At 39.7% G+C, this 21,082-nt stretch carries 30 protein-coding genes; 24 read left to right on the top strand and 6 right to left on the bottom strand.

Annotation, left to right across the window (positions count from 1 at the left end):
* Window positions 1-209 precede the first annotated feature (209 nt).
* The gene (locus BS85_RS0104775) at window positions 210-992 is read right to left on the bottom strand and encodes a pyridoxine 5'-phosphate synthase (RefSeq protein ID WP_026943806.1); all 783 of its coding nucleotides are present in this window, start codon (window positions 990-992) and stop codon (window positions 210-212) included.
* An 81-nt stretch (window positions 993-1,073) separates the two neighbouring features.
* Between BS85_RS0104775 and BS85_RS0104770 the strand changes: the two genes are divergently transcribed.
* Window positions 1,074-1,910, top strand: a complete 837-nt coding sequence (locus tag BS85_RS0104770; protein ID WP_026943805.1) for a 3'-5' exonuclease — start codon at window positions 1,074-1,076, stop codon at window positions 1,908-1,910.
* 353 nt (window positions 1,911-2,263) lie between these two features.
* On the opposite strand, the gene BS85_RS0104765 is transcribed toward BS85_RS0104770, so the two are convergent.
* Complete coding sequence (locus BS85_RS0104765; RefSeq protein ID WP_026943804.1) at window positions 2,264-3,934, bottom strand: hypothetical protein; 1,671 nt, start codon at window positions 3,932-3,934, stop codon at window positions 2,264-2,266.
* Window positions 3,935-4,103: 169 nt separating this feature from the next.
* Window positions 4,104-4,271, bottom strand: coding sequence for a hypothetical protein (locus BS85_RS11350; RefSeq protein WP_156938053.1), 168 nt, complete (start codon window positions 4,269-4,271; stop codon window positions 4,104-4,106).
* Between the two features lie 153 nt (window positions 4,272-4,424).
* Here BS85_RS11350 and BS85_RS0104755 point away from each other — a divergent pair, with 153 nt between their 5' ends.
* The 16 genes from BS85_RS0104755 (at window position 4,425) to BS85_RS11345 (ending at window position 17,070) form a co-directional block, all read left to right on the top strand.
* Entirely contained in the window at window positions 4,425-5,339 is a 915-nt protein-coding gene (locus tag BS85_RS0104755; RefSeq protein WP_026943803.1) for a PDC sensor domain-containing protein, read from the top strand.
* Window positions 5,340-5,341: 2 nt separating this feature from the next.
* Window positions 5,342-5,950 (top strand): imidazole glycerol phosphate synthase subunit HisH, encoded by a 609-nt coding sequence (gene hisH, locus BS85_RS0104750; protein ID WP_026943802.1) that lies wholly within the window; start codon window positions 5,342-5,344, stop codon window positions 5,948-5,950.
* An 8-nt stretch (window positions 5,951-5,958) separates the two neighbouring features.
* Window positions 5,959-6,666, top strand: a complete 708-nt coding sequence (hisA, locus tag BS85_RS0104745; RefSeq protein WP_026943801.1) for a 1-(5-phosphoribosyl)-5-[(5-phosphoribosylamino)methylideneamino]imidazole-4-carboxamide isomerase — start codon at window positions 5,959-5,961, stop codon at window positions 6,664-6,666.
* Window positions 6,667-6,795: 129 nt separating this feature from the next.
* Complete coding sequence (locus BS85_RS0104740; RefSeq protein ID WP_026943800.1) at window positions 6,796-7,170, top strand: chemotaxis response regulator CheY; 375 nt, start codon at window positions 6,796-6,798, stop codon at window positions 7,168-7,170.
* A 2-nt stretch (window positions 7,171-7,172) separates the two neighbouring features.
* A complete protein-coding gene (locus tag BS85_RS0104735; protein ID WP_026943799.1) occupies window positions 7,173-8,015 on the top strand; it encodes a 50S ribosomal protein L11 methyltransferase in 843 nt (280 codons plus the stop codon).
* A gap of 9 nt (window positions 8,016-8,024) precedes the next feature.
* The gene (ftsH, locus tag BS85_RS0104730) at window positions 8,025-9,956 is read left to right on the top strand and encodes an ATP-dependent zinc metalloprotease FtsH (RefSeq protein WP_026943798.1); all 1,932 of its coding nucleotides are present in this window, start codon (window positions 8,025-8,027) and stop codon (window positions 9,954-9,956) included.
* 16 nt (window positions 9,957-9,972) lie between these two features.
* The gene (locus BS85_RS10270) at window positions 9,973-10,686 is read left to right on the top strand and encodes a phosphatidylserine decarboxylase (RefSeq protein ID WP_051604692.1); all 714 of its coding nucleotides are present in this window, start codon (window positions 9,973-9,975) and stop codon (window positions 10,684-10,686) included.
* An 11-nt stretch (window positions 10,687-10,697) separates the two neighbouring features.
* On the top strand, window positions 10,698-11,423 hold the full coding sequence (gene pssA, locus BS85_RS0104720; RefSeq protein WP_026943797.1) for a CDP-diacylglycerol--serine O-phosphatidyltransferase: 726 nt from the start codon (window positions 10,698-10,700) through the stop codon (window positions 11,421-11,423).
* Window positions 11,424-11,556: 133 nt separating this feature from the next.
* Window positions 11,557-13,098, top strand: coding sequence for a 2-isopropylmalate synthase (locus tag BS85_RS0104710; RefSeq protein WP_026943796.1), 1,542 nt, complete (start codon window positions 11,557-11,559; stop codon window positions 13,096-13,098).
* A 58-nt stretch (window positions 13,099-13,156) separates the two neighbouring features.
* Window positions 13,157-13,501 carry a preprotein translocase subunit SecG gene (gene secG / locus BS85_RS0104705; protein ID WP_026943795.1) on the top strand — a complete coding sequence of 115 codons (345 nt, stop codon included), beginning with the start codon at window positions 13,157-13,159 and terminating at the stop codon, window positions 13,499-13,501.
* A 9-nt stretch (window positions 13,502-13,510) separates the two neighbouring features.
* Window positions 13,511-14,071: a ribosome recycling factor gene (gene frr / locus BS85_RS0104700; RefSeq protein ID WP_026943794.1), complete on the top strand. Its 561-nt coding sequence runs from the start codon at window positions 13,511-13,513 to the stop codon at window positions 14,069-14,071.
* 8 nt (window positions 14,072-14,079) lie between these two features.
* Window positions 14,080-14,691, top strand: a complete 612-nt coding sequence (gene pyrE, locus BS85_RS0104695) for an orotate phosphoribosyltransferase (protein WP_026943793.1) — start codon at window positions 14,080-14,082, stop codon at window positions 14,689-14,691.
* A gap of 18 nt (window positions 14,692-14,709) precedes the next feature.
* Window positions 14,710-15,231: an RDD family protein gene (locus BS85_RS0104690; RefSeq protein ID WP_084310174.1), complete on the top strand. Its 522-nt coding sequence runs from the start codon at window positions 14,710-14,712 to the stop codon at window positions 15,229-15,231.
* Window positions 15,232-15,285: 54 nt separating this feature from the next.
* Window positions 15,286-15,969: a F0F1 ATP synthase subunit A gene (locus tag BS85_RS0104685; RefSeq protein ID WP_026943791.1), complete on the top strand. Its 684-nt coding sequence runs from the start codon at window positions 15,286-15,288 to the stop codon at window positions 15,967-15,969.
* On the top strand, window positions 15,953-16,519 hold the full coding sequence (locus BS85_RS0104680; RefSeq protein WP_034551183.1) for a thiamine phosphate synthase: 567 nt from the start codon (window positions 15,953-15,955) through the stop codon (window positions 16,517-16,519). The genes BS85_RS0104685 and BS85_RS0104680 overlap by 17 nt, the downstream gene beginning before the upstream one ends.
* A gap of 395 nt (window positions 16,520-16,914) precedes the next feature.
* The gene (locus BS85_RS11345; protein WP_169734692.1) at window positions 16,915-17,070 is read left to right on the top strand and encodes a hypothetical protein; all 156 of its coding nucleotides are present in this window, start codon (window positions 16,915-16,917) and stop codon (window positions 17,068-17,070) included.
* Here the strand turns inward: BS85_RS11345 and BS85_RS0104670 are convergent.
* Genes BS85_RS0104670 through BS85_RS11340 form a run of 3 tightly spaced genes read right to left on the bottom strand, consistent with a single transcriptional unit; the run spans window position 17,062 to window position 18,178 of the window.
* A complete protein-coding gene (locus BS85_RS0104670) occupies window positions 17,062-17,739 on the bottom strand; it encodes an MOSC domain-containing protein (RefSeq protein ID WP_026943788.1) in 678 nt (225 codons plus the stop codon). The two genes, BS85_RS11345 and BS85_RS0104670, sit on opposite strands and share 9 nt — an antisense overlap.
* Window positions 17,730-17,930, bottom strand: a complete 201-nt coding sequence (trpF, locus tag BS85_RS0104665; RefSeq protein ID WP_026943787.1) for a phosphoribosylanthranilate isomerase — start codon at window positions 17,928-17,930, stop codon at window positions 17,730-17,732. Before trpF ends, BS85_RS0104670 begins: the two co-directional genes overlap by 10 nt.
* On the bottom strand, window positions 17,918-18,178 hold the full coding sequence (locus BS85_RS11340; RefSeq protein ID WP_026943786.1) for a hypothetical protein: 261 nt from the start codon (window positions 18,176-18,178) through the stop codon (window positions 17,918-17,920). The genes trpF and BS85_RS11340 overlap by 13 nt, the downstream gene beginning before the upstream one ends.
* A 110-nt stretch (window positions 18,179-18,288) precedes the next feature.
* On the opposite strand from BS85_RS11340, the gene BS85_RS12070 reads away from it, so the two are divergent.
* From BS85_RS12070 to rplS, 7 genes are all read left to right on the top strand, one after another.
* On the top strand, window positions 18,289-18,411 hold the full coding sequence (locus BS85_RS12070) for a hypothetical protein (RefSeq protein ID WP_281173571.1): 123 nt from the start codon (window positions 18,289-18,291) through the stop codon (window positions 18,409-18,411).
* 185 nt (window positions 18,412-18,596) lie between these two features.
* Window positions 18,597-18,749 carry a hypothetical protein gene (locus BS85_RS11335; protein ID WP_156938051.1) on the top strand — a complete coding sequence of 51 codons (153 nt, stop codon included), beginning with the start codon at window positions 18,597-18,599 and terminating at the stop codon, window positions 18,747-18,749.
* Between the two features lie 129 nt (window positions 18,750-18,878).
* A complete protein-coding gene (gene rpsP / locus BS85_RS0104650; RefSeq protein ID WP_026943785.1) occupies window positions 18,879-19,106 on the top strand; it encodes a 30S ribosomal protein S16 in 228 nt (75 codons plus the stop codon).
* Between the two features lie 6 nt (window positions 19,107-19,112).
* Window positions 19,113-19,352 carry a KH domain-containing protein gene (locus tag BS85_RS0104645; protein WP_026943784.1) on the top strand — a complete coding sequence of 80 codons (240 nt, stop codon included), beginning with the start codon at window positions 19,113-19,115 and terminating at the stop codon, window positions 19,350-19,352.
* The gene (gene rimM, locus BS85_RS0104640) at window positions 19,352-19,948 is read left to right on the top strand and encodes a ribosome maturation factor RimM (RefSeq protein ID WP_026943783.1); all 597 of its coding nucleotides are present in this window, start codon (window positions 19,352-19,354) and stop codon (window positions 19,946-19,948) included. The genes BS85_RS0104645 and rimM overlap by 1 nt, the downstream gene beginning before the upstream one ends.
* Window positions 19,948-20,652 (top strand): tRNA (guanosine(37)-N1)-methyltransferase TrmD, encoded by a 705-nt coding sequence (trmD, locus tag BS85_RS0104635; protein ID WP_026943782.1) that lies wholly within the window; start codon window positions 19,948-19,950, stop codon window positions 20,650-20,652. Before rimM ends, trmD begins: the two co-directional genes overlap by 1 nt.
* Complete coding sequence (gene rplS, locus BS85_RS0104630) at window positions 20,642-20,998, top strand: 50S ribosomal protein L19 (RefSeq protein WP_026943781.1); 357 nt, start codon at window positions 20,642-20,644, stop codon at window positions 20,996-20,998. The genes trmD and rplS overlap by 11 nt, the downstream gene beginning before the upstream one ends.
* The last annotated feature ends 84 nt before the right edge of the window (window positions 20,999-21,082 follow it).

Raw genomic sequence — 21,082 nt, 5'->3', positions numbered from 1 at the left:
CGAAATTTCAATACTTAAGATTCCATTGTTTTTTAATTCCACATTATAGATTGCCACGAAAATCAGAGATTTTCTCGCAACAACAAAAAAAGTAAAACACCGCGTCATTGCAAATGAAGTGAAGCAATCTATAATGCAGAATCTCGCCTACAACTCTACAACTTCAAACCTTTAAGGATTCCATTATAAAATTTTAGCGCGATAATGGATTAACGCTTAACAAGTTCCACCATCTCTTTAATGGCGGTTTCTAGCCCACTAAAAACAGAACGCGCAATAATGCTTTGCCCAATGTTTAGCTCAACAATTTCAGGAATCGCTAAGATAGGTGCAAGATTATGATAATTCAATCCGTGTCCTGCGGCAACTTCTAAGCCTAGCCATTTTGCCTCTTTTGCGGCGTTTTTTAGGCTTTCAATGGAATCGTGGAATTGCGCTTTTAGTGCCTCGCGCGGAAGTTGTAGGGATTCTATGGCGTTGTGCGTAAGAGGCAGATTGGTGTTTAGCATTAAATGCAGATTCGCATAAGCACCCGTGTGCAACTCCACCATTTGCGCCCCCACCTCTTTAGAAGCACAAATTTGGTCAAGTTGCGCATCAATAAATAGCGAAACTTCCACGCCCTTTTGTTTAAAAGCTTGTGCAATTTCTGCGATTCTTTCACTATTGCCTATGACATCTAACCCGCCCTCTGTGGTTACTTCTGCGCGATTTTCTGGCACAAGAGTAATGCGGTGCGGTGCGACTTCTAGTAAAAAATCTATAATTTGCGGATTAATGGAGCATTCCACATTAAGAGGCAAAAAGGAGCTTTCGCGGACGCGTTTAATATCGGAATCGTGCATATGTCTGCGATCTTCACGCAAATGCAAAGTAATCTGGTCTGCCCCTGCCCTTTTGGCAATAAACACCGCCTCTAGCGGGTCGGGGTCGTTGATTTTTCGCGCCTCTCGCAATGTTGCGATATGGTCAATATTGACTCCAAGTAACATATCAGCCCTTTTTTAAAGAATCGTCAAATGAGATTCTAACAAAAATTACTTTAAAATATTGCGAAAATTCAAGGAGAGCTTATGGTAATGGTTTTTGATTGTGAGACGATTTTGGATACAACACTGCTAAAGCAGGGATTCAAGCAAAATTTCATCGCCTACAATGTGGAGAGTGAGGGTTTGAGTGATTTAGAGCTTAGCAAAAAGGCGATGGAGATTCATAAGGAGATGAGCGGAAGCGAGTTTCTGCCAATTTGTTATCATCAAGTCGTGAGCATTGCGGCGGTATTTTGCGATGAGTTTGGTCATTTTATCAAAGTGGGTAATTTTAAAGGCGTGGGGGATTCCAAAGAGATGCGTGAGAAATCCCTTATCCAAGCATTTTTGGACTATCTTAACAAACATCAACCCAAGCTTGTGAGCTTCAATGGGAGAGGATTTGATATACCAATGCTTCTTTTGCGCTCTATGAAATATCATTTAAGCGCAAACGCCTATTTTGAGGAAAACAATCCCCAATTCAATAAAAGCAAATGGGAGAATTATCGCCAGAGGTATAGTGAGCGATTCCACACGGATTTGCTAGAAAGCTTGGGAAATTTTGGCAGTGTGCGGAATCTCAAACTTGATGCGCTATCCAATCTCATAGGCTTTCCGGGCAAATACGATACAAGTGGCGACCAAGTGCTAGAGTTGTATTATCAAGGGGAGCAAGAAAAAATTGATACCTATTGTCAAAGCGATGTGTTAAATACCTATGGTTTATACCTAAATTACGAGCTTCTAAAGGGAAATTTAACGCAAGAGGATTATTGCGGAATCCTAATGGGCATTAAAGAAAAGTTGCCACAAGAGAGTGCATATTATAGTGTCTTTTGCGAGGCTGTGAATGGAATCTTGGAATCGCTTGGAGCTTAAGGCGTTGGGATTCAACCTTGATTGTGAAATGTTGGCGCACACTTGTAATGTTGCCTTTTCGTCGTTGCGAGATTCTATATAGAATCGTGGCAATCTATAATTTGGATTGCCTTTAAACTTCCCACTGCGTCATTGCGAGAGATTTGTTAAAATCTTGTGGCAATCTATAATCTCATCAACCCTTGATTCTGCAATGGAATCTCTCAAGGTAAATTTGCATTATGGATTGCTTCGGCTAACGCCTCGCAATGACGCGGTGAGGCGCAATATGGAATCTTTTAAATGTGCTTGATTATGGATTGCCACAGCCTCTTACGAGGCTTCGCAATGACGCGGTGGCAAACGCAACCCCCCTACATTTCCATTTCAAACTTGCTTCCTCTTAGCTTGTCTTTCTCCTCTAGTTCCGAGAATCTTATCATATTCTCCACATTTTGTATCTTATGCAGCGCATTTGCTACGAGTTCCTTGCCATCTCCTGTTGTTAGGATAAAGGCGGAGCGACCATTTTGGAAGCTTAATTTGCGGATAAATTCCACTCCAAGTTCCGCTAGAGAGGTAATAGAACCATTCATATTTATATCTGCGCCTATTTTGTTAAAGTCTAGCTTGTTTAAATCCTCTTCCTCAAAGCTCATAGCCTCGCTAAACGCACTTGCTCTCTCGCTTCTCTCTGTTAAGTCGTTAAATTCTCCATTGCTAGTATATAGTTCATCAAGGCTTAACCGCATCGTTCTGCCTGAATCAAACTTCAATGTCATCATTCCATTATCGTCTAACCTCATCGCCACAACAGAATCCACACTCTTAAGCGCACTTGCATATTTCATAGCAGTAGAGGAGCTATTTAACCCATTGTAAAACTCTCTAAAATTTGCCTCGCTAAATTTCAAACCTGTGATTGCCTGAAATTCTCTGCGGATTGCTAGTTTATTGGCTTTTTCATTATTGTAATAGTCGTTATACATTTTGTTAAAGCGATTCTGCAAACCTACTAAATAGCCCTCTTGGTTCCCATATTTCCAATCTTCTCTGCCGTCATATCCGCTAAATCTAAGTCGCTCTAGCTTCAGTCCGCCGTTTAAATCAGTCTTAGAATATGCAAAATCTAGGTTTTTTAAGAGTTTTTCAAAGGTTAGCCTCTCTAGGCGGTATTCGTCTTTATAGGTTTTTGTTAAATCTATCCAACCGCTTTCATCGGCATTTTCTGCAAACATTTTTCTAATTTGGTCTTTTTGCGTGTCATTTAGCTTTTTATAGCTTTCCTCTGGGCGAAAGAGACTTGTGCCACTTTCTAAATTTCCTTTATTGTAGCCATATTTCTTGATATTCTCCTCTACATCTCTTTGCGTATTGACAAACTTCGTTAAATCAAGAGAGTTATAAACATCGCTAAATTTTAAGATAACTTCCTCACCCTTAGAATTGTAGCCCTTTAGCTTTAGCTTACTAAAAAATTCATCGCTAGAATCCAAGAATCCATCTTGATTATCATCTAGGTTAATGAGCTGCCCCATATATTCTATGCTTCCAACTCCATATTGGTCATTATCATCATCTAAGTCTAAGAAAACCTGCATTTCTCCCACAGGCGTATTGAGGTATTGAGACTTTCCAGCAACATTAAGCATATCTCCGCCGCCATTTGCTTTTCCGTTCCAGCGGTAAGCATTGTCAAAAATAGTATTACCAAACTCATCATAAGAGATAGAGTGAGAGTAGAAGCTAGGCGTGAAGTAGTTTAGCTTGTCTCCATTTAAGCTTGAGTTTGAATCTCTAAGTCCAAAGGATTGAATGGAGTTTGAGCCTAAAACATTTAATACCCTAGCTCTAGTGCTTTCTCGTGCTTGTCTTATTCGCTCCTGTTCTTTTGCTATTCTTGCTTGTTCTGCTGCTATTTTTGCTTGTTCTTGGGATTCCTTGATTGTTTCCTCTGTTAGCTTGAAGTTGCCATTCGTCTCTATCGTGCCTAAATTATTTGAAACCAATTTGGTGTTAATATGTATTGGATTGTTGATATTCATTTTCCCGCTCCTTTTGCAAAAACATTTTCTATTATATCGGATTTTTTAAAGAAAAGTTAAGATAAATTTTACATTTTATTTTGCGATTCCATTGTAAAGGTTAATTTTTGCAGGATTATAGATTGCCACGAATCGCGTCGCGATTCTCGCAATGACGGAGTGGAATCTTTTAAGTGTGCTTGATTATGGACTGCTTCACTTCGTTCGCAATGACGCGGTGGGATTCTGTCATTGCGAGAGATTCGTTAGAATCTCGTGGCAATCTATAATAATGCGCTTCCTTAAAAAAATCCATTGCAAAGACTTCTTTATGCAAGATTATGGATTGCTTCGTCATTTCATTCCTCGCAATGACGGAGTGGGATTATAGATTGCTTCACCGCGCAATGACAGCATTCGTAAGGACGAAACATTCAACGCAATAGGAATCTGTTTATTAAAGGTTTATTTAGTTTTGCTACAATTACGCAAAATAAAATAAGGAATCCAAATGCTCTCTAAAGACATTACATATTTTAGTGAAATGCGCTATGAAATCCGCGCATACTTGTGTTTTTTAATGCAGCGCAATATCAAGAATCATTTGCCGCATATTGAACTGAACAAAATTGTAGATGGTATTCAAAAAATAGAAAAAGAGGTTGGAATCTTTGAATTAATTTATGTGTTGGATTCTAGCGGAACGATTGTGCTTGATGGGATCTCTAGGGATTCTAATGTAGAATGCAAAAAGGGAGAAAACCACAATGAACGCGCCTACTTTTACCGCGCTGTGCGTGAGAAAAAGTGCATTCTAACCGATCCTTATCCCTCTCTTGCAAGTGGGAATCTCGTCATCACGGTTGCCTATCCTCTTTATGATACCAATGGCAATCTTGCGTATGTTGTGTGTATGGATGTGCGCTTGGAAAAAAGCCTAGAGCTTGTGCGCACCACGCCTTTGTTTGGGTTATCCTTTGGAGTTGGAAAGGCGATTTACTTTATAATGGCTTTATCCTTGCTTCTTGTGTGTATGCTCCTACTTGTGAAAGGTAGCATTAGCTTGTGGGACGCAATGTTGCGCTTTGGTAGTGTGGAGATTTTAGACATTAAAAGCGTCTTTGAAGCCACGATTCTCATCACGCTTAGTTTAGCGATTTTTGATTTGGTGCGTGCAATCTTTGAAGAGGAAGTTTTAGGGCGTCAAAAATCGCAGGATTCCAAAGTAGTGCATCAAACAATGACGCGCTTCTTAGGTTCTATCGTCATCGCCCTAGCCATTGAATCCTTAATGCTCGTCTTTAAATTCGCAATCACTGCACCAGAGAAACTGCTTTATGCGGTGTATTTAATCGGCGCAGTTACTTGTTTGCTGATTGGTTTAGCCTTGTATGTGAAACTCACCACGCATTTAAAAAGAGGTTAATCGTGGTTGGGATTGTGAATTATGGAATCGGAAACCTTGCGAGCGTGCAAAATGCCTTTCAAAAGATTGGCGCAAAATCAGCTATCACGCAAGATGCAGAGAATCTTAAAGCCTATGACCGCTTAGTGTTGCCCGGAGTGGGTGCATTTGGCGATGCAATGAAGCATTTAAAACAAGGCGGAATGCAAGAAGCGGTGCTAGAGTTTGCAAAAAGCGGCAAACCTCTGCTTGGAATCTGTTTAGGAATGCAACTTTTGTTTCAAAAAAGCTATGAATTTGGGGAGCATTTGGGGCTTGGATTGCTAAAAGGAGAGATTGTGCAGTTTCAAAAGGAGGCTTTAGAACCTAACCAAAAGATTCCACAAATGGGTTGGAATTGTGTAGAAATAAGGCAAAAATCTCCACTTTTAGAGGGTTTGGAATCGCCTTTTTATTTGTATTTTGTGCATAGCTACTATGCGAAAAATTTAGAAAATGCGGTGGGAGTGAGCCAATATGGAGTGGAATTTGCTTCTATTGTACAAAAGGATAATGTTTTTGGAATCCAACCTCACCCTGAAAAATCCCATAATGCAGGGCTTAGGATTCTGCAAAACTTTATAAATTTATAGGGGGATTTATGCAAATTATTCCAGCGATTGATTTAAAAGAGGGTTGTGCGGTGCGCTTAAAACAAGGTTTAATGGAAAGTGCGAAAATCTATGCAGAAAATCCCGTAGAGCTTGCAAAACATTTTGAAAATGTGGGCGCGGAATACCTACATATTGTGGATTTAGACGGCGCATTTGCAGGAAAACCTAAAAACCATTCCGTGATTGAACAAATCTGTAAGGAATCTAAGCTGAAAATAGAAGTAGGTGGTGGAATCCGCGAGGAAGCCACGATTCAATCCTACTTGGATTTGGGCGTTTCACGCGTGATTTTGGGTTCTATTGCGCTGAAAAATCCAAATTTTGCCTTAGAAATGGCGGAAAAATATGCAGTTGTCATCGGCATTGACGCAAAAGATGGCAGAGTTGCCACAGAGGGTTGGGCGGAGAGCGGAAATACTTTAGCTTGGGATTTTGCCGCACAATTTAAGGGAAGTAAGGTTGCAGCAATCATTTGCACAGACATTGCGCGTGATGGTATGCTAAGTGGAATGAATATTGCATTTACAAAAAAGATTCAACAAAGCAGTGGAATCTTTACTATTGCAAGTGGCGGATTATCCTGTATGGAGGATTTTTTGGAATTACAAAAGGCTAACATTGATGGGGTGATTGTGGGCAAGGCGTTTTATGAGGGCAAAATAGACATAAAAAAAGCTTTTGAATCCTTTAAATAAAGGAAGTTGCTTGAATTTTTATATTTCTTTAAAATTTTTATGTCTGTTTTATGCAAGATTATGTTAGAATAATAAGTTATTATCACTTTTTGATTTTTAAGAGAAAGTTTTTATTTTAAGGAGTTGGCTTTGAAAATGGTCGTTGTAGATGATAGTTCAACTATGCGTAGGATTATTAAGAATACTCTGGCAAGACTTGGTTATGAGGATATTTTAGAGGGCGAAAATGGTGTTGAGGGCTGGGATAAAATGAATGCAAATCCCGATGTTAAAGTTCTCATCACGGATTGGAATATGCCCGAAATGAATGGATTGGATTTGGTGAAAAAAGTGCGTGCAGATGAACGTTTTAAAGATATTCCAATTATTATGGTTACCACAGAGGGTGGTAAAGCAGAGGTTATTACCGCATTAAAAGCGGGAGTGAATAACTATATCGTCAAGCCTTTTACACCACAAGTTTTAAAAGAAAAATTAGAAGTTGTTTTAGGCGTAAATGATTAATTATGGAATCCTATTACAATTGCCTAAGCGTTAAAGCAGATAATTTTCTATGGCTTTTGCAAGACAAGGCTTTGGAGATTACAGGCGAGGCGATTGAGGAAGTAAAAGACGGATTTATAATCCGCACAGAAAAAGACATAGAGCCGATTAAATCTCAATTAATTGCATACGCGCAAGAATTAGAAACCATAATGTCAGAATCCATCAATATGGAATTTTCGGAACAAACTCTTAAAAATCAAGATTGGATTGCTAATTATCGCGATTCTATCACGCCGATAGTTTGCGGTAAATATTATATCCACCCCTCGTGGTTTGAGGATAAAAACCATAAAATAAATGTCATCATTGACCCTGCACTTGCGTTTGGAAGCGGACATCACGCAAGCACTTTTGGTTGCTTAAAGGCACTTGGAATCGTGGAGGCAGAGCTTCAAAGCCTCAATGGCAAGAAAGTTTTAGATGTGGGTTGCGGAAGTGGAATCCTAAGCATTTGCGCTAAAAAAAGCGGTGCGTGTGTATGGGCTTGTGATACCGATGAAGTTGCGGTGGATTCTACAAAAGAGAACGCACAGAAAAACTCTGTGGCATTGGAGAATATCTTTTTGGGTTCTTTAAATGCGATTCCAGAGGCAAAAGAAACATTTGATATTGTAATGGCAAATATTTTAGCCGATATTATTGTTGCGTTGCCTTTACAAAGTTTTGTAAAAAAGGGCGGATATTTGATTTTATCAGGAATTTTAGACAAATATATTCCAAAAGTTCTTGATAAATTCAAAAATTTTAAAATCGTCTCACAAGAAATTAAGCAAGAGTGGGCGACTTTAGTTTTACAAAAATAAAGGATATTAATGCAAAACCAAAATAATAACCCCAATCCACAGGATAAAAAACCCAATAACTTTTTCAATCAGAATCCTCTTTTAATGTTTGTTATTTTTGCAATCATTGCCATTGTTGCTTTTCGTATGCTCTCCCCAAGTGGCGAGGTTGGCAAACTAAGCGGAGCAACAACAACCAAAACAATCAACTACTACGAGCTTAAAAAACTGATTGAAAACAAAGAGGTAGATTTTGTCGCGATTGGACAAACCAATATTAAAGCGACTGCGCAAAATGGTGGCAATAAAATCGCCTACAACGCCCAAAGGGTGAATCCGGATAACACCTTAATCCCTTTGCTAGATGAAAAAGGCGTGGAATATACAGGATATAGTGAAAATAATTGGCTAAGTGATATGCTCTTTGGCTGGGTGTTGCCTGTCTTTATTTTCTTTGCGATTTGGATGTTTTTAGCAAGTAGAATGCAGAAAAATATGGGGAGCGGAATCCTAGGAATCGGAAGCTCTAAAAAACTTGTCAATGCGGAAAAACCCAATGTGAAGTTTGAGGATATGGCAGGAAATGCAGAGGCAAAAGATGAAGTGGTGGAGGTTGTGGATTTCTTAAAGAATCCCGAACGCTACGCAGCTTTAGGGGCTAAGATTCCAAAAGGCGTGTTGCTTGTAGGACCTCCCGGAACAGGTAAAACTCTCCTTGCGAAGGCGGTTGCAGGGGAAGCAAATGTGCCATTTTTCTCTGTAAGCGGAAGTAGCTTCATTGAAATGTTTGTCGGTGTGGGCGCAAGTCGTGTGCGGGATTTGTTTGAAAACGCTAAAAAAGAAGCTCCAAGCATTATCTTTATTGACGAGATTGATGCGATAGGAAAAAGCCGTGCGGCAGGGGGAATGATTAGCGGAAACGATGAGAGGGAGCAGACATTAAACCAACTTCTAGCCGAAATGGACGGGTTTAATTCCGATTCCTCCCCTGTTATCGTCCTAGCAGCCACAAACCGCCCCGAAGTGCTAGACCCTGCGCTTTTGCGTCCGGGCAGATTTGATAGGCAAGTTTTGGTGGATAAGCCAGACTTTGAAGGGCGCGTGGAAATTTTAAAGGTGCATATTAAAAATATCAAATTAGCGCGCAATGTGGATTTGTTTGAAGTGGCAAAACTCACCGCAGGACTTGCCGGAGCAGATTTAGCAAATATCGTCAATGAAGCGGCACTCCTTGCAGGGAGAGGCAACAAAAAAGAAGTGGAACAAAGCGACTTTTTAGAGGCGGTAGAAAGAGGCATTGCGGGACTAGAGAAAAAGTCGCGCAGAATCTCACCCAAAGAAAAGAAAATTGTCGCTTACCACGAAAGCGGACACGCACTCATTGCCGAGATTACAAAAGGCGCAAAAAAGGTAACAAAAGTCTCCATTATCCCGCGCGGACTTGCAGCACTTGGCTATACGCTTAATACGCCAGAAGAGAACAAATATCTTATGCAAAAACACGAATTATTGGCAGAAGTAGATGTGCTTTTAGGCGGTAGAGCAGCAGAAGCCGTGTTTTTAGGAGAAATCTCAACAGGCGCGAGCAATGACTTAGAGCGCGCCACAGACATTATCAAGGCAATGGTAAGCTACTATGGAATGACTGATGTAGCGGGACTTATGGTGCTTGAAAAGCAACGCAATGTCTTTTTAAATGGTGGCTTGGGAAGTAGCAGGGAATATAGCGAGGAAATGGCACAGAAAATGGACTTGCATATTAAAGCGGCATTGAATGAACGTTTTGAAGCTGTTAAAAACGCGCTAGAAACCTACAGAGAAGCCATTGAAAGTATGGTTAAGGAATTGTTTGAAAAGGAAACAATTGATGGACAAAAGGTGCGTGAAATTATCAGCGAATACGAAAAGGCAAACCATCTAACAAGCAGACTTGTTGCAGAAGAAACAAAAGAAGAAGCTTAAGAATCTAGGAGAATCTATGAAAACAACCACAGAAATCATTGCCAAAGAGGGTTGGAAGCCGATTATTATTGCATTGCTTGGACTTTTGATTGTGTGGTTATTGGGTTGGAAAATCCTAAGCGTATTGTTTTTGATTCTCGTTGTTTGCTTGGCATATTTTTATAGAAATGCAGAGCGCATTCCAGAGGATATAGCCGATGATTGCATACTAGCCCCACTTGATGGCGTGATTAAAAACATAGAAAACAAAAAAGACGGAATCTATCTCTCTATTAAAAAGCCTATTTGCTTCTGTGGGTTGCTTAGAATGCCTCTAGCAAAGCTTGGAAAAGCAGGAGAGGTTTTAAAGATTGAGCATATCAAGGGATTAAAAAATAGCGATACAATCACGGGGGAGAGAGTAAAAATCGCCTTTAATTCCACAATTTTTTCTAGTGAATCAGAAGTTTTGGAATCCAATACCACCCTTTTTTTAACGCTTTATCCTAAATATTTTTCGCAAATCTCCTTGTATCTTTGGGATTCTCATTTTAAGCTAGGCGAACGCATTGGATTTTTTTTGAATGGGAATGCGATTCTAAAAATCCCATTAGATTCCGAACTTAGAGTTAATATTGATGACAAAATCTCTGGTGGTAAAACATTGCTTGGAAAATTCAAATCTGCATACAATGCGGATATAAAGAAAACAACCCCAAACGCCCACCCCAATGAAAAACAAGAAAGCTAGGAATACAAAAAATGAGAATTGACCCGCTCTATATTCTACCCAACCTCTTCACGGGTGCGAGTATTTATATTGGAATCCTTGCCGTATCCTATGCTTTTGTGGGACGCTTTGAGTTGGCGTGTTGGCTTGTATTGCTGTGTTTAATCTTTGATGGATTGGACGGACGCGTGGCAAGGCTAACTGGCACAACAAGCAAATTTGGCGTGGAGTTTGATTCCTTAGCCGATGTGGTTGCCTTTGGTGTAGCCCCTGCGATGATTTTATTCTTTTATGTCGGATTCCATTATGGCAAGTTTGGTATCGTAGTAGCGGGACTTTATGTCGTATTTGGCGCAATTCGTTTAGCGCGGTTTAATGTTACAACAAGCAGCAATGAACCCAATGTTTTTATCGGGCTTCCGATTCCCTCCGCTGCGGTTTTTGTTGTGAGTTGGTTGCTTTTTGAGATGAAATTTGGCAAACAATATCCGCAATACTCGGAGGAAATTTTGCTTGCTTTGATTGTCGCAAGTTTGCTTGTGGCGTTTTTAATGGTTAGCAATATCCGTTACCCTAGCTTTAAAAAGATGAATTTAGAGAAATTTAGCTTTGGTAAAATCATTGTGCTTTTGATGTTAATTTTAGCTATTTTGTTTATTTATCCCGTTTTTACCATTGTAACGCTTATCACATTTTATGTATGCTTTGGTCTCTTGCGCGCAATTTATTATTTGTTTGCTAAACGCGCACGGGATTAGGAGAGTAGAATGCGTATGCGCTTTAACTTTCATTTTAGCCTTAGTTTCAAGAATCTTTTAACGCTTTCTATGCTTTTGCCACTGGGCTTTTGCTAGGAATTTACAAACAAAAAATACAAATAAGGATTCAACAATGGAAATGATTAAAATTTTTGATACAACTTTAAGAGACGGGGAGCAAAGCCCCGGTGCATCTATGAACATAGAGGAAAAAATCAAACTTGCTTTGCAATTAGAATGTTTGGGAGTGGATATTATTGAGGCAGGTTTTGCAGCAGCAAGCCCGGGAGATTTTGAAGCAATTAGCAGAATTGCGGAAGTCGTTACCCAAAGCACGATTTGCTCTCTTGCAAGGGCTTTGCCAAAAGATATTGAAAGTGCGGCAAAAGCATTGGGGAAGGCAAAACAAAAGCGAATCCACACCTTTATTGCTACAAGCCCAATCCATATGGAATATAAGCTAAAAATGCAACCTAGCGAAGTAGTAAAACGCGCGGTTGAGGCGGTGCAACTTGCTAAAAGTTTATGCGAAGATGTGGAATTTAGCTGCGAAGATGCGTGTAGAAGTGATATAGGATTCTTAAAAGAAGTCGCATTAGCCGTAATGGAAGCAGGAGCAAAAACCTTGAATCTCCCGGACACCGTTGGGTATCGTTTGCCTCACGAGGTAGGGCATATTATCAAAGAAGTGAAAGATTGTGTGGGCGATAAAATGGTATTGTCTGTGCATTGCCATAATGACTTAGGACTTGCGGTGGCAAACTCTCTTGCAGGAATCCAAAATGGCGCAAGGCAACTTGAATGCACAATTAATGGCTTAGGGGAACGCGCTGGAAACACGGCTTTAGAGGAAGTAGTGATGATTTTAAAAACGCGGAAAGATGTCTTTGGAGATTTGGATACGCGCATTAACACAAAGGAAATTTATGCGGCAAGTAAATTGGTAGCAGATATTACCGGAATCCGCCCACAGCCTAATAAAGCCATTGTGGGCAAAAATGCCTTTGCACACGAGAGTGGAATCCATCAAGATGGTATGTTAAAACACCGCGAAACTTACGAGATTATGTCTGCAAGTGATATTGGGATTCCACAGGATAATGGCTTGGTGCTTGGCAAACATAGCGGTAGAGCAGCGTTTAAGGATAAGCTGACAAGTCTTGGCTTTAGTAACATTTCTCAAGAATCCCTTGATAGGGCGTTTGAGAGATTTAAAATTTTGTGCGATAAGAAAAAAGAAGTTTATGATGAGGACATTCGCTCCATTTTAACAGAGGAATCCACAAAGATTCCACAAATTTTTGAGCTTGTATCCTTACAGATTAGCAGTGATTCTTGCGGTGTGCCTTATGCGGCAATCTCTATTAGGCGCAATGAGGAGGATAAAATAGACGCGGCGATTGGAAATGGAAGTGTTGATGCGATTCTAAAAACCATTGATAGAGTGAGTGGATACAATGGAATCTTAAAGGATTACAAAGTAGAAGCCGTGAGTGAGGGCAAAGACGCACTTGCTAAAGTTGTCGTGAAAGTAGAGTTTGAGCCTAACAGACCGGCATTTATTGGACACGGATTGCACATTGACACAATGCAAGCAACCGCTAAAGCCTATATTGGCGCACTCAATAGCTATTTGTCTATGCGTGAGTTGATTGCAAATAAAACAATTTGCTAGAATCTTTAAGATAATTTGCGTTAAAATGCGCGGAATTTTTTAAATCAGAGGGTAAAGTATGAGTGGAATTTTATTGATTTTGCAGTTTGTGTTCGCGATTTTAATCACTATCATCGTTTTATTGCAAAAAAGTTCAAGTATTGGGCTTGGCGCATATAGCGGGAGCAATGAAAGTTTATTTGGCGCAAAAGGTCCTGCGGGATTCTTAGCAAAACTCACTTTTGGGTTAGGATTGCTATTTGTCATCAATACGATTGCATTAAGCTATCTTTATGTTCAGGATTCTAAAAAGTCCATTATTGATGAAGTAAATATCCAAACACCCATTACGCCTTCCTTGCCTTCTAGTGAGCCTCTTGCTCCTCAAGCACCCGCTGCACCAACAAATACAGAATCCAAATAAAGGAATCCTATGAATTTACAAGAAATCTATGCACACACAAAAGAAACGATGAATAAAAGCATTGAAGCGATGAAAAAGGAATTTGGCACTTTGCGTAGTGGCAAAGTTTCTATTGCCATTTTAGACCATATCCACATCAATTATTATGATACACCCACCCCGCTCAATCAAGTCGGTTCTGTTATTGCTCAAGACGCAAGCACGATTGTCATCACTCCTTGGGAAAAAACCTTGCTAAAGGACATTGAACGCGCGATTCAAGAAGCGAATATCGGTGTCAATCCCAATAATGACGGCGAAACAATCAAGCTCTTTTTCCCTCCAATGACAAGTGAGCAACGCAAAGAAATTGCTAAAGAGGCTAAAAATATCGGCGAGAAAGCAAAGGTAGCGATTCGTAATATCCGCAAAGATTCTAATGACAAAGTCAAGAAATTAGAAAAAGACAAGGCAATCAGCGAAGATGAATCCAAAAAAGGACACGATGAGATTCAAAAATTTACTGATGACGCAACCAAAAAGATTGATGAGCTTGTGAAGCACAAAGAGGAAGAATTGCTGAAAATTTAAGGATTTCTATGGATATTGCAAAAATTTATAAAGACGCGAACGCATTGCTAGAGGGGCATTTTTTACTAAGCAGTGGGCGACATTCACCCTTTTATTTGCAATCTGCTAAAGTTTTGGAAAATCCAAAGGTTGCAGAATCCTTAGCAAAAGCTCTTGCAGAGATAATCAAGAACGCAAAAGTAGAAGTGGATTGTATTTGCTCCCCCGCTCTTGGTGGAATCCTAGCGGGATATGAATTAGCCCGCTCACTTGGAGTGCGCTTTATCTTTACGGAGCGCGTGAATGGCGCAATGACTTTAAGACGCGGATTTGAAGTGGCTCAAGGCGAGAAAATTATCGTTTGTGAGGACATTATTACCACAGGCGGTTCAGCAATGGAATCCGCACAAGTGGTAGAAAAACTTGGTGCAAAGGTTGTAGGATATGCGGCATTAGCGAATCGTGGAATCTGTAACCGCTTTGGTGGCATACAAAATGCAGAGACCAAAGAATGTAAGTTAGCTGCGCACCTACCGCTTTTTGCATTAGAGGATTTTGTATTTGAAACCTTTGAAGCACAAGATTGCCCCCTATGCAAACAAGGAAGCACAGCAATCAAGCCCGGAAGTCGCGGAAACTAAAGCTTTTTTGGAATCTTTATGCGTTGGAGAAAAGTTAAACAAAACCCGAAAACTCCACAAAAAAAACATATAGATTCCATTCAAATCCCCAAAACACTACCCCACCAACTTGAAAAAGAATTAGCGCAAAACCCAACTTCTCTACAACTTGCTCATTTTTTAGATAGGGGCAAGGCGCACATCATTGACACCTTTATGATTTACTTGCCTCTTTTGTATTTTTTAACCTATGTTGTTGTGGGTAGCGCACAAGGATTCCGTGATTCCGCTTGGGCGCAGTTTGTGGCGGTATTTATCTATGGTAGCATCGCAGCAGTGCTTTTAGCATTCAAAGGACAAACTCCGGGTAAAAAAGCCTATAATCTCTGGGTTGTGCGAGAAAGTGGCAAAAATGTAACATTTTTGTTTGCTTGTGTGCGATTCTTTGCCTTTCTGCTCTCTGGTGCTAGTGTCGTGGGAATCCTTATGCCTCTATGGCGCAAAGACAAAAAAACATTACACGATATTTTATGCAAAACGATTGTTTTGAAAAAAGGTTAATTTTCTATTAAATTTATTTTTGGCATAATTATTCACTTTACAAAGGAGTTTTAAATGGACGGACGATTATTTACCTTTTTTGGGCTTATTAGCCACGACCACGATTTTATTATTGCAATCCATACAATTTTAGTTGCAATCATCGCAGTGATTCTAGCAAAAATAGCAACTTCAAAAATGCAAGTTGTGCCGGGTACAATGCAAAATATTTTTGAAGCGTTTTTAGGGGGCGTTATCTTTATGGCAAAAGATGTGATTGGCGAGGAGAAAGCGCGTAAATATTTGCCTCTCACTGCAACAATCGCACTTTTTGTATGTTTGGCAAACCTCATCGGAATCATTCCGGGATTTGAAGCACCTTCCTCTAGCCTTAGCTTTACACTCACACTTGCTCTTGTTGTGTTTGTGTTTTATAACTTTGAGGGGATTCGCACCTTTGGTTTTGTAAAGTATTTTGCGCATTTCGCAGGTCCTATTAAGCCTCTAGCACCGCTAATGTTCCCCATTGAGATTATCTCACATTGTTCAAGATTAGTCTCTCTTTCTTTCCGTCTCTTTGGAAACATTAAGGGAGACGATATGTTCTTGCTTGTAATGCTAATGCTTGCCCCTTGGGTTGCGCCACTTCCAGCATTCTTATTGCTAACCTTTATGGCATTCCTACAAGCCTTTATTTTTATGATTCTAACCTATGTATTCCTAGCAGGAGCAGTTTTGGAAAGTGAGGAAGCCCATTAAGGCTTACCTCATCACAGACCCTACACTTTATCCAAAAACTCCTTTAGAATTTCGCGATTTCTATACTAGAATCGTGGAACAATACAAACCGCATTTTGCGACTTACCGCGATAAAGATTCCAACTTCAACCCTGCGCTTATGGAGATTTTTCTAAATATTAATCAAAAATACAGAATCCCTAGTTTGCTTAACTCCAACCTAGAATTAGCCCTGAAATTTGGCTTTGATGGAGTGCATTGCAATGGCGCACAAATGCAGGAAATTAAAAATTGCAAACAAAAGTTTCAATATGTGTTTTTTAGCGCACATTCACTACAAGAAATCCAAGAAGCCGATAAACAAGGCGCAAACGGAATCACAATCAGCCCAATTTATCAAACCCCAAGCAAAGGCACTCCACTAGGAATTGAATTTTTAAATAGCCTTGAACCTGCAAATTTCAAAGCAGAACTTTTTGCGCTTGGCGGAATCATTAGCAAACAGCAAGTGCAAGAAATTTCTAAAACAAAAATCCAAAATTTCGCTTCTATTCGCTATTTTTTAGGGTAAATCCGAACTTTTATATTGAGCGTAAATTATAATGTTGCAAATTTGTGTCCTGCCACCGCGTTCTTGTGAAGCCTTGATAAAAAGGTTGGAGCGCATATTCTGCCATTGCGAGAAGTTGGCACACAACTTCGTGGTGTGTATTTGCAAATACCAAATTCACTTGCTTTAGCACAAAACTATAAGCTTTGGATTGCTTATAGTTTTACCATTTGCGTTCTTGTGAAGCCTCACAAGATGCTGTGGCAATCTATAATCAAGCAAAGAGTAAAATATGCAATAGAATTTCTAAGGCGAGATTACAAATTATGAATTGCTTCATTCGTTTCACTCTCTTGCGATGCTGCAGAATCTTTTAAGTATATTAATGTAGATTGCTTTGTATTGCATTCCTTGCGATGACGAATCCTCCACCTTGTCATTGCGAGAGGCATAGCCTCGTGGCAATCCATAATAAAACTTTACAATGGAATCGCCAACTTAAAGGTGAGTTTAGCTTACGCGTTGCTTCAACCTATAAGGCTTCGCAAAGACGAATAACCAAATTAAGCTAATTGCCAATCTAGCAAATTAGATTCATTAGCTCTCAAGCGTGATTCCACATTTCTTTTAAATTCTTGCGCTAGTTTTGGGTTATTCATCAGAGCCTTAAAGGATTCCTTAGCAAGACTTGGATTTTTATAGATTTGATGCGCACATTGCAGAGTTATGGAATCTTGCGCATTTTCTAAGCAAATAGCGGAATCCTTTTGAATCCTGCCACCTTGTATGACGCGCAAATAAAATCCTACACAACCTGTTTCAAAGAGAAATTTTGCCAACGCATTTTTATCCTGTGCGCTTGGATACAAACTCGGAATCTTAAAGCACTGCACACGCGGCATAGAAATTTCTAGCACCACTCCATTTTCAAAACAAAGCCTATCTCCCACACATAAATCTCCCGCCTTTACCTCCTCTAGCAAAAGATTCTCGCCCATTCCTCCATAAGGAATCTCCAAACCTAAACACTTGCGCCACTGCGCATACGATTCCACATCGTAGGCAAAAACCGCCTTGTTTGCTCCTCCGTGATGGATTGTATCGGCGATTTCATTTCCCACAATTCCTTGATTGGTAATTTCTAGCGATTCCACTTCACGCCCTTTCATCGCACTCAAAAAAGAAGTTTCACCGCAAGAATATCTTACAATTTTCCCCACAAAAAGCCCACTTAAACGCACATTTCACCTCGCTTTTTTAGAATTGCAAAGAGTTTTTGCAATTTCACAGAATCCTTTTTACCTGCTTTGGATTCTATGCTAGAGTTAATATCTAGCATTTTTGCTCCTAGCTTCATCAAGGATTCCACATTCTCTATACCCACGCCACCAGCTACACATAGGGTTTGCACCCTCGCCTTTAAAGATTCCAAAACCTCTCCATCAATCCTTTGCCCACTGCCCCCGCCCAACGCACTTTTAAAAAAGAAAACCTCCCCTCATCTCTATCGTTTAAGTCATTAAAACTCGCTCCATAGAGCCGACAATTCTTTAAAATATCCAAAAATCTGGAATTTAGCTTATAGGACACACATTTCTTTAGGAAGTGGATTAAGTCGCTATCATAGTCTAGTCCTCTAAACTTGCAAAAAAATTCTTGATTATATTCTGAATTTGGCATTGCAATTCGCTCCTTTCTTAAAAACAAAAGAATATCCCCCCTTTTTTTATGATTTGCTTAAACAAAGTTGAAGTAAGGGAAAAATTGGAATCCTTAAGGCATACGTGATTATGGATTACTTCAGGCTTTGTCCTCACAATGACAGCACGGGAGTTCGTCATTGCAAAGCCTTGTTAGATGCTGTGGCAATCCATAATCTTATAGAGAAAAAACAATGGAATCTTAACCCTTGATTCCTTGTAGAATCTCACTTAAATGTCAATGGCTTGACTTTTCTCCACTTCAAAAATGTGTTGTGCAATGGGCTTAGATTCCAAAATTCATCTAATCTTGCCCCATTGCATAAAATCTCCCTTTAAATTCAGTCTGTAAGATTCTCAAGCAAAAAGTATGCCATTGTATCATTGCAAGAAATGGAATGGCAAAGCAATCCACAATGTTGCACCTCTTTAAGGGTTCCATTGCAAAGATTACTTTATGCAAGATTATGGATTTGCAAGTGTTGGCAAATTGCTACACAATGTGCGCTTCGGCGAACGCCTCGCAATGGCAGACAAATAAGACGCAATGACGCGGTGGGATTCGTCCTTGTAAGAATGCGTAGTGCTTTAAGGAAAACATTACTTGCTTTTAAGTAAAATTCCACCTTTATACAGATTTATCTGTAATTTTAAAGATTTATTTTTTTAAGGAGCATATTTTGGCAACCGTTATCCGCTTAACAAAAATGGGACGCAAGAAAAAGCCATTTTATAGAATCGTTGTAACTGATAGCAGAAAAAGACGCGATGGAGGCTGGATTGAATCCATTGGTTATTATAATCCTCTCACAGAGCCTTCCGTTGTAAAATACGATGCAGAGAGATTAAAGTATTGGGTTGGCGTAGGCGCAAAAATGAGTGAGCGCGTTCAAGCAATCACAAAATAAACGGCTATGGTAGAGAATTTTATAGAAGCTTATGTAAAAAAAATCGTTGCCGAGCCGGATAAAATCCGCGTGATTAAAACAAAGGTTGATACAAATTTTTATGAAATTGAGATTCTATCCTCTTTGCAAGATGCGGGACGCTTGATTGGCAAAGACGGAAAAATGATTGGCGCAATTAAAACCTTTGTTTCAGGCATTAAGGCAAAAGACGGCAATTCCTATCGTATCATTGTAAAACCGCAATAATGCTACACAAATCAACACCAAAAGATTGGGTAAGTGTCGCAAAAATCGGACGTTCGCTTGGCTTCAAAGGAGATGTGATTTTGCATCTTTTAAGCGACTTTCCAGAATCTCTAAAATGCGGAAACACTTATCATTCACATTTTGGGGATTTGACTCTAGAGAGCTACTCCCCGCAAAAATCCACTGCAAAGTTTAAAGAAATTAACTCCAAAGAAGAAGCAAAAGCCATTACAAATCTCATTCTCTACACCACGCAAGAGCAAAGCAAAGAGCAGTGTAAGCTAGGTAAAGATGAGTTTTTTTGGTTTGAGATTGTGGGGAGTGAAATTGTAGAAAATGGCGAGTTGTTAGGTATTGTAAGTGAGATTGAACGCTTTTGTGGGCAGGATTATTTGTTTGTCAAAACTGCTTCCACGCTCGTGGCGCAGAATCTTCCTAAAAGCTTTTTGATTCCCTACACAGCGCGTTATATTGTGGAAGTGGAATCCAAAACAGATTCTAAAATCCATCCCCAAGCAGAATCCAAAGAAAGCAGTTGCGAGGAGCTAAAAATAATTCACACGCAATTTTGCAAAGAAATTTTAGAAAATAGCTAATGCACTTCTCTTTTGTTACCTTATTTCCCCATTTGATAGAGCCTTACTTTAGCGATTCCATCTTGCAACGCGCGATAAAGTCGGATTTGCTTAGCTTTGATTGCGTCAATCCACGCGCGTTTAGCGCAAATAGATTCCAAAAGGTTGATGATTACCAAGTGGGCGGCGGTGCGGGGCTTGTGCTAGAGCCTCTTGCCTTAAGTAGTGCGCTAGATTCCATTCGCGCACAGAATCCTAAAACACATATTATTTTTGTAACACCTTGTGCGAAACTTTTTACCCAAAATGATGCGAGGAGACTAAGCAAAAAATCATACATTACCCTTGTTTGTGGGCGATATGAGGGCTTTGATGAACGTTTGATTGAATTGTATGCGGACGAGGTTTTTAGCATTGGGGATTTTATTCTAACCGGTGGAGAATTAGCGGCACTTTGCTTGTGTGATAGCATTTCAAGGCAAGTGGAGGGAGTGCTTGGAAATGCGGAATCCCTTAAGGGAGAGAGTTATGAAAATGCACTTTTGGAAGCACCAAATTTTGTAAAACCGCATATTTTTAAAAATTTAGCAATCCCTTCAGAGTATTCAAAGGGAAATCACGCTAAAATCTGCGACTTAAAACTAAAAGCAGCAGAGGCAAAGACTAGATTCCATAGATTAGACCTCTATGTGCGCTACAAACAAGGGTTTAAAAATGAGAAATAAATACATTCAGCATTTTGAAGATGCGCAGATTGCAGGAAAAGAGATTCCACAATTTAAAGCAGGAGATACGCTAAGAGTCGGGATTAAAATCTCTGAAGGTGATAAAACGAGAATCCAAAATTTTGAAGGCGTTTGTATTTCGTTGCGTGGCACAGGCACAGGCAAGACTTTCACGATTAGAAAAATCGGTGCAAATGGCGTTGGGGTTGAAAGAATCTTCCCTATTTATTCTGTGAGCATTGATAGTATTAAGGTGCTTAAAATCGGTCGTGTTAGACGCGCGAAACTCTACTACTTACGCACAAGAAGCGGAAAATCTGCAAGAATTAAAGAGATTAGAAAGTAATCCTACTTTCTATCCCCCCTCCTTTCTTATGGTTTAGTTATGTGGAATATCTGAATCGTTTTTACTTGATTATATAAATTTTCA

Origin of the sequence: Helicobacter rodentium ATCC 700285, assembly GCF_000687535.1 — a bacterium.
Lineage (GTDB): Bacteria > Campylobacterota > Campylobacteria > Campylobacterales > Helicobacteraceae > Helicobacter_D > Helicobacter_D rodentium.
This window is presented reverse-complemented; position numbering and strand designations above follow the sequence as displayed.

Excerpts from the sequence above, each read along its gene's own strand:
- frr (WP_026943794.1), top strand. The coding sequence starts at position 13,511 with ATGAATTTACAAGAAATCTATGCACACACAAAAGAAACGATGAATAAA.
- BS85_RS11335 (WP_156938051.1), top strand. The coding sequence starts at position 18,597 with ATGGCAAAGCAATCCACAATGTTGCACCTCTTTAAGGGTTCCATTGCA.
- BS85_RS11345 (WP_169734692.1), top strand. The coding sequence starts at position 16,915 with ATGACGAATCCTCCACCTTGTCATTGCGAGAGGCATAGCCTCGTGGCA.
- BS85_RS11350 (WP_156938053.1), bottom strand. The coding sequence starts at position 4,271 with ATGACGAAGCAATCCATAATCTTGCATAAAGAAGTCTTTGCAATGGAT.
- rplS (WP_026943781.1), top strand. The coding sequence starts at position 20,642 with ATGAGAAATAAATACATTCAGCATTTTGAAGATGCGCAGATTGCAGGA.
- BS85_RS0104685 (WP_026943791.1), top strand. The coding sequence starts at position 15,286 with ATGGACGGACGATTATTTACCTTTTTTGGGCTTATTAGCCACGACCAC.
- rimM (WP_026943783.1), top strand. The coding sequence starts at position 19,352 with ATGCTACACAAATCAACACCAAAAGATTGGGTAAGTGTCGCAAAAATC.
- BS85_RS0104735 (WP_026943799.1), top strand. The coding sequence starts at position 7,173 with ATGGAATCCTATTACAATTGCCTAAGCGTTAAAGCAGATAATTTTCTA.
- BS85_RS11340 (WP_026943786.1), bottom strand. The coding sequence starts at position 18,178 with ATGCCAAATTCAGAATATAATCAAGAATTTTTTTGCAAGTTTAGAGGA.
- hisA (WP_026943801.1), top strand. The coding sequence starts at position 5,959 with ATGCAAATTATTCCAGCGATTGATTTAAAAGAGGGTTGTGCGGTGCGC.
- BS85_RS12070 (WP_281173571.1), top strand. The coding sequence starts at position 18,289 with ATGGATTACTTCAGGCTTTGTCCTCACAATGACAGCACGGGAGTTCGT.
- BS85_RS0104770 (WP_026943805.1), top strand. The coding sequence starts at position 1,074 with ATGGTAATGGTTTTTGATTGTGAGACGATTTTGGATACAACACTGCTA.
- BS85_RS0104775 (WP_026943806.1), bottom strand. The coding sequence starts at position 992 with ATGTTACTTGGAGTCAATATTGACCATATCGCAACATTGCGAGAGGCG.
- BS85_RS0104690 (WP_084310174.1), top strand. The coding sequence starts at position 14,710 with ATGCGTTGGAGAAAAGTTAAACAAAACCCGAAAACTCCACAAAAAAAA.
- BS85_RS0104645 (WP_026943784.1), top strand. The coding sequence starts at position 19,113 with ATGGTAGAGAATTTTATAGAAGCTTATGTAAAAAAAATCGTTGCCGAG.
- pssA (WP_026943797.1), top strand. The coding sequence starts at position 10,698 with ATGAGAATTGACCCGCTCTATATTCTACCCAACCTCTTCACGGGTGCG.
- pyrE (WP_026943793.1), top strand. The coding sequence starts at position 14,080 with ATGGATATTGCAAAAATTTATAAAGACGCGAACGCATTGCTAGAGGGG.
- BS85_RS0104710 (WP_026943796.1), top strand. The coding sequence starts at position 11,557 with ATGGAAATGATTAAAATTTTTGATACAACTTTAAGAGACGGGGAGCAA.
- BS85_RS0104765 (WP_026943804.1), bottom strand. The coding sequence starts at position 3,934 with ATGAATATCAACAATCCAATACATATTAACACCAAATTGGTTTCAAAT.
- BS85_RS10270 (WP_051604692.1), top strand. The coding sequence starts at position 9,973 with ATGAAAACAACCACAGAAATCATTGCCAAAGAGGGTTGGAAGCCGATT.
- secG (WP_026943795.1), top strand. The coding sequence starts at position 13,157 with ATGAGTGGAATTTTATTGATTTTGCAGTTTGTGTTCGCGATTTTAATC.
- trmD (WP_026943782.1), top strand. The coding sequence starts at position 19,948 with ATGCACTTCTCTTTTGTTACCTTATTTCCCCATTTGATAGAGCCTTAC.
- BS85_RS0104755 (WP_026943803.1), top strand. The coding sequence starts at position 4,425 with ATGCTCTCTAAAGACATTACATATTTTAGTGAAATGCGCTATGAAATC.
- ftsH (WP_026943798.1), top strand. The coding sequence starts at position 8,025 with ATGCAAAACCAAAATAATAACCCCAATCCACAGGATAAAAAACCCAAT.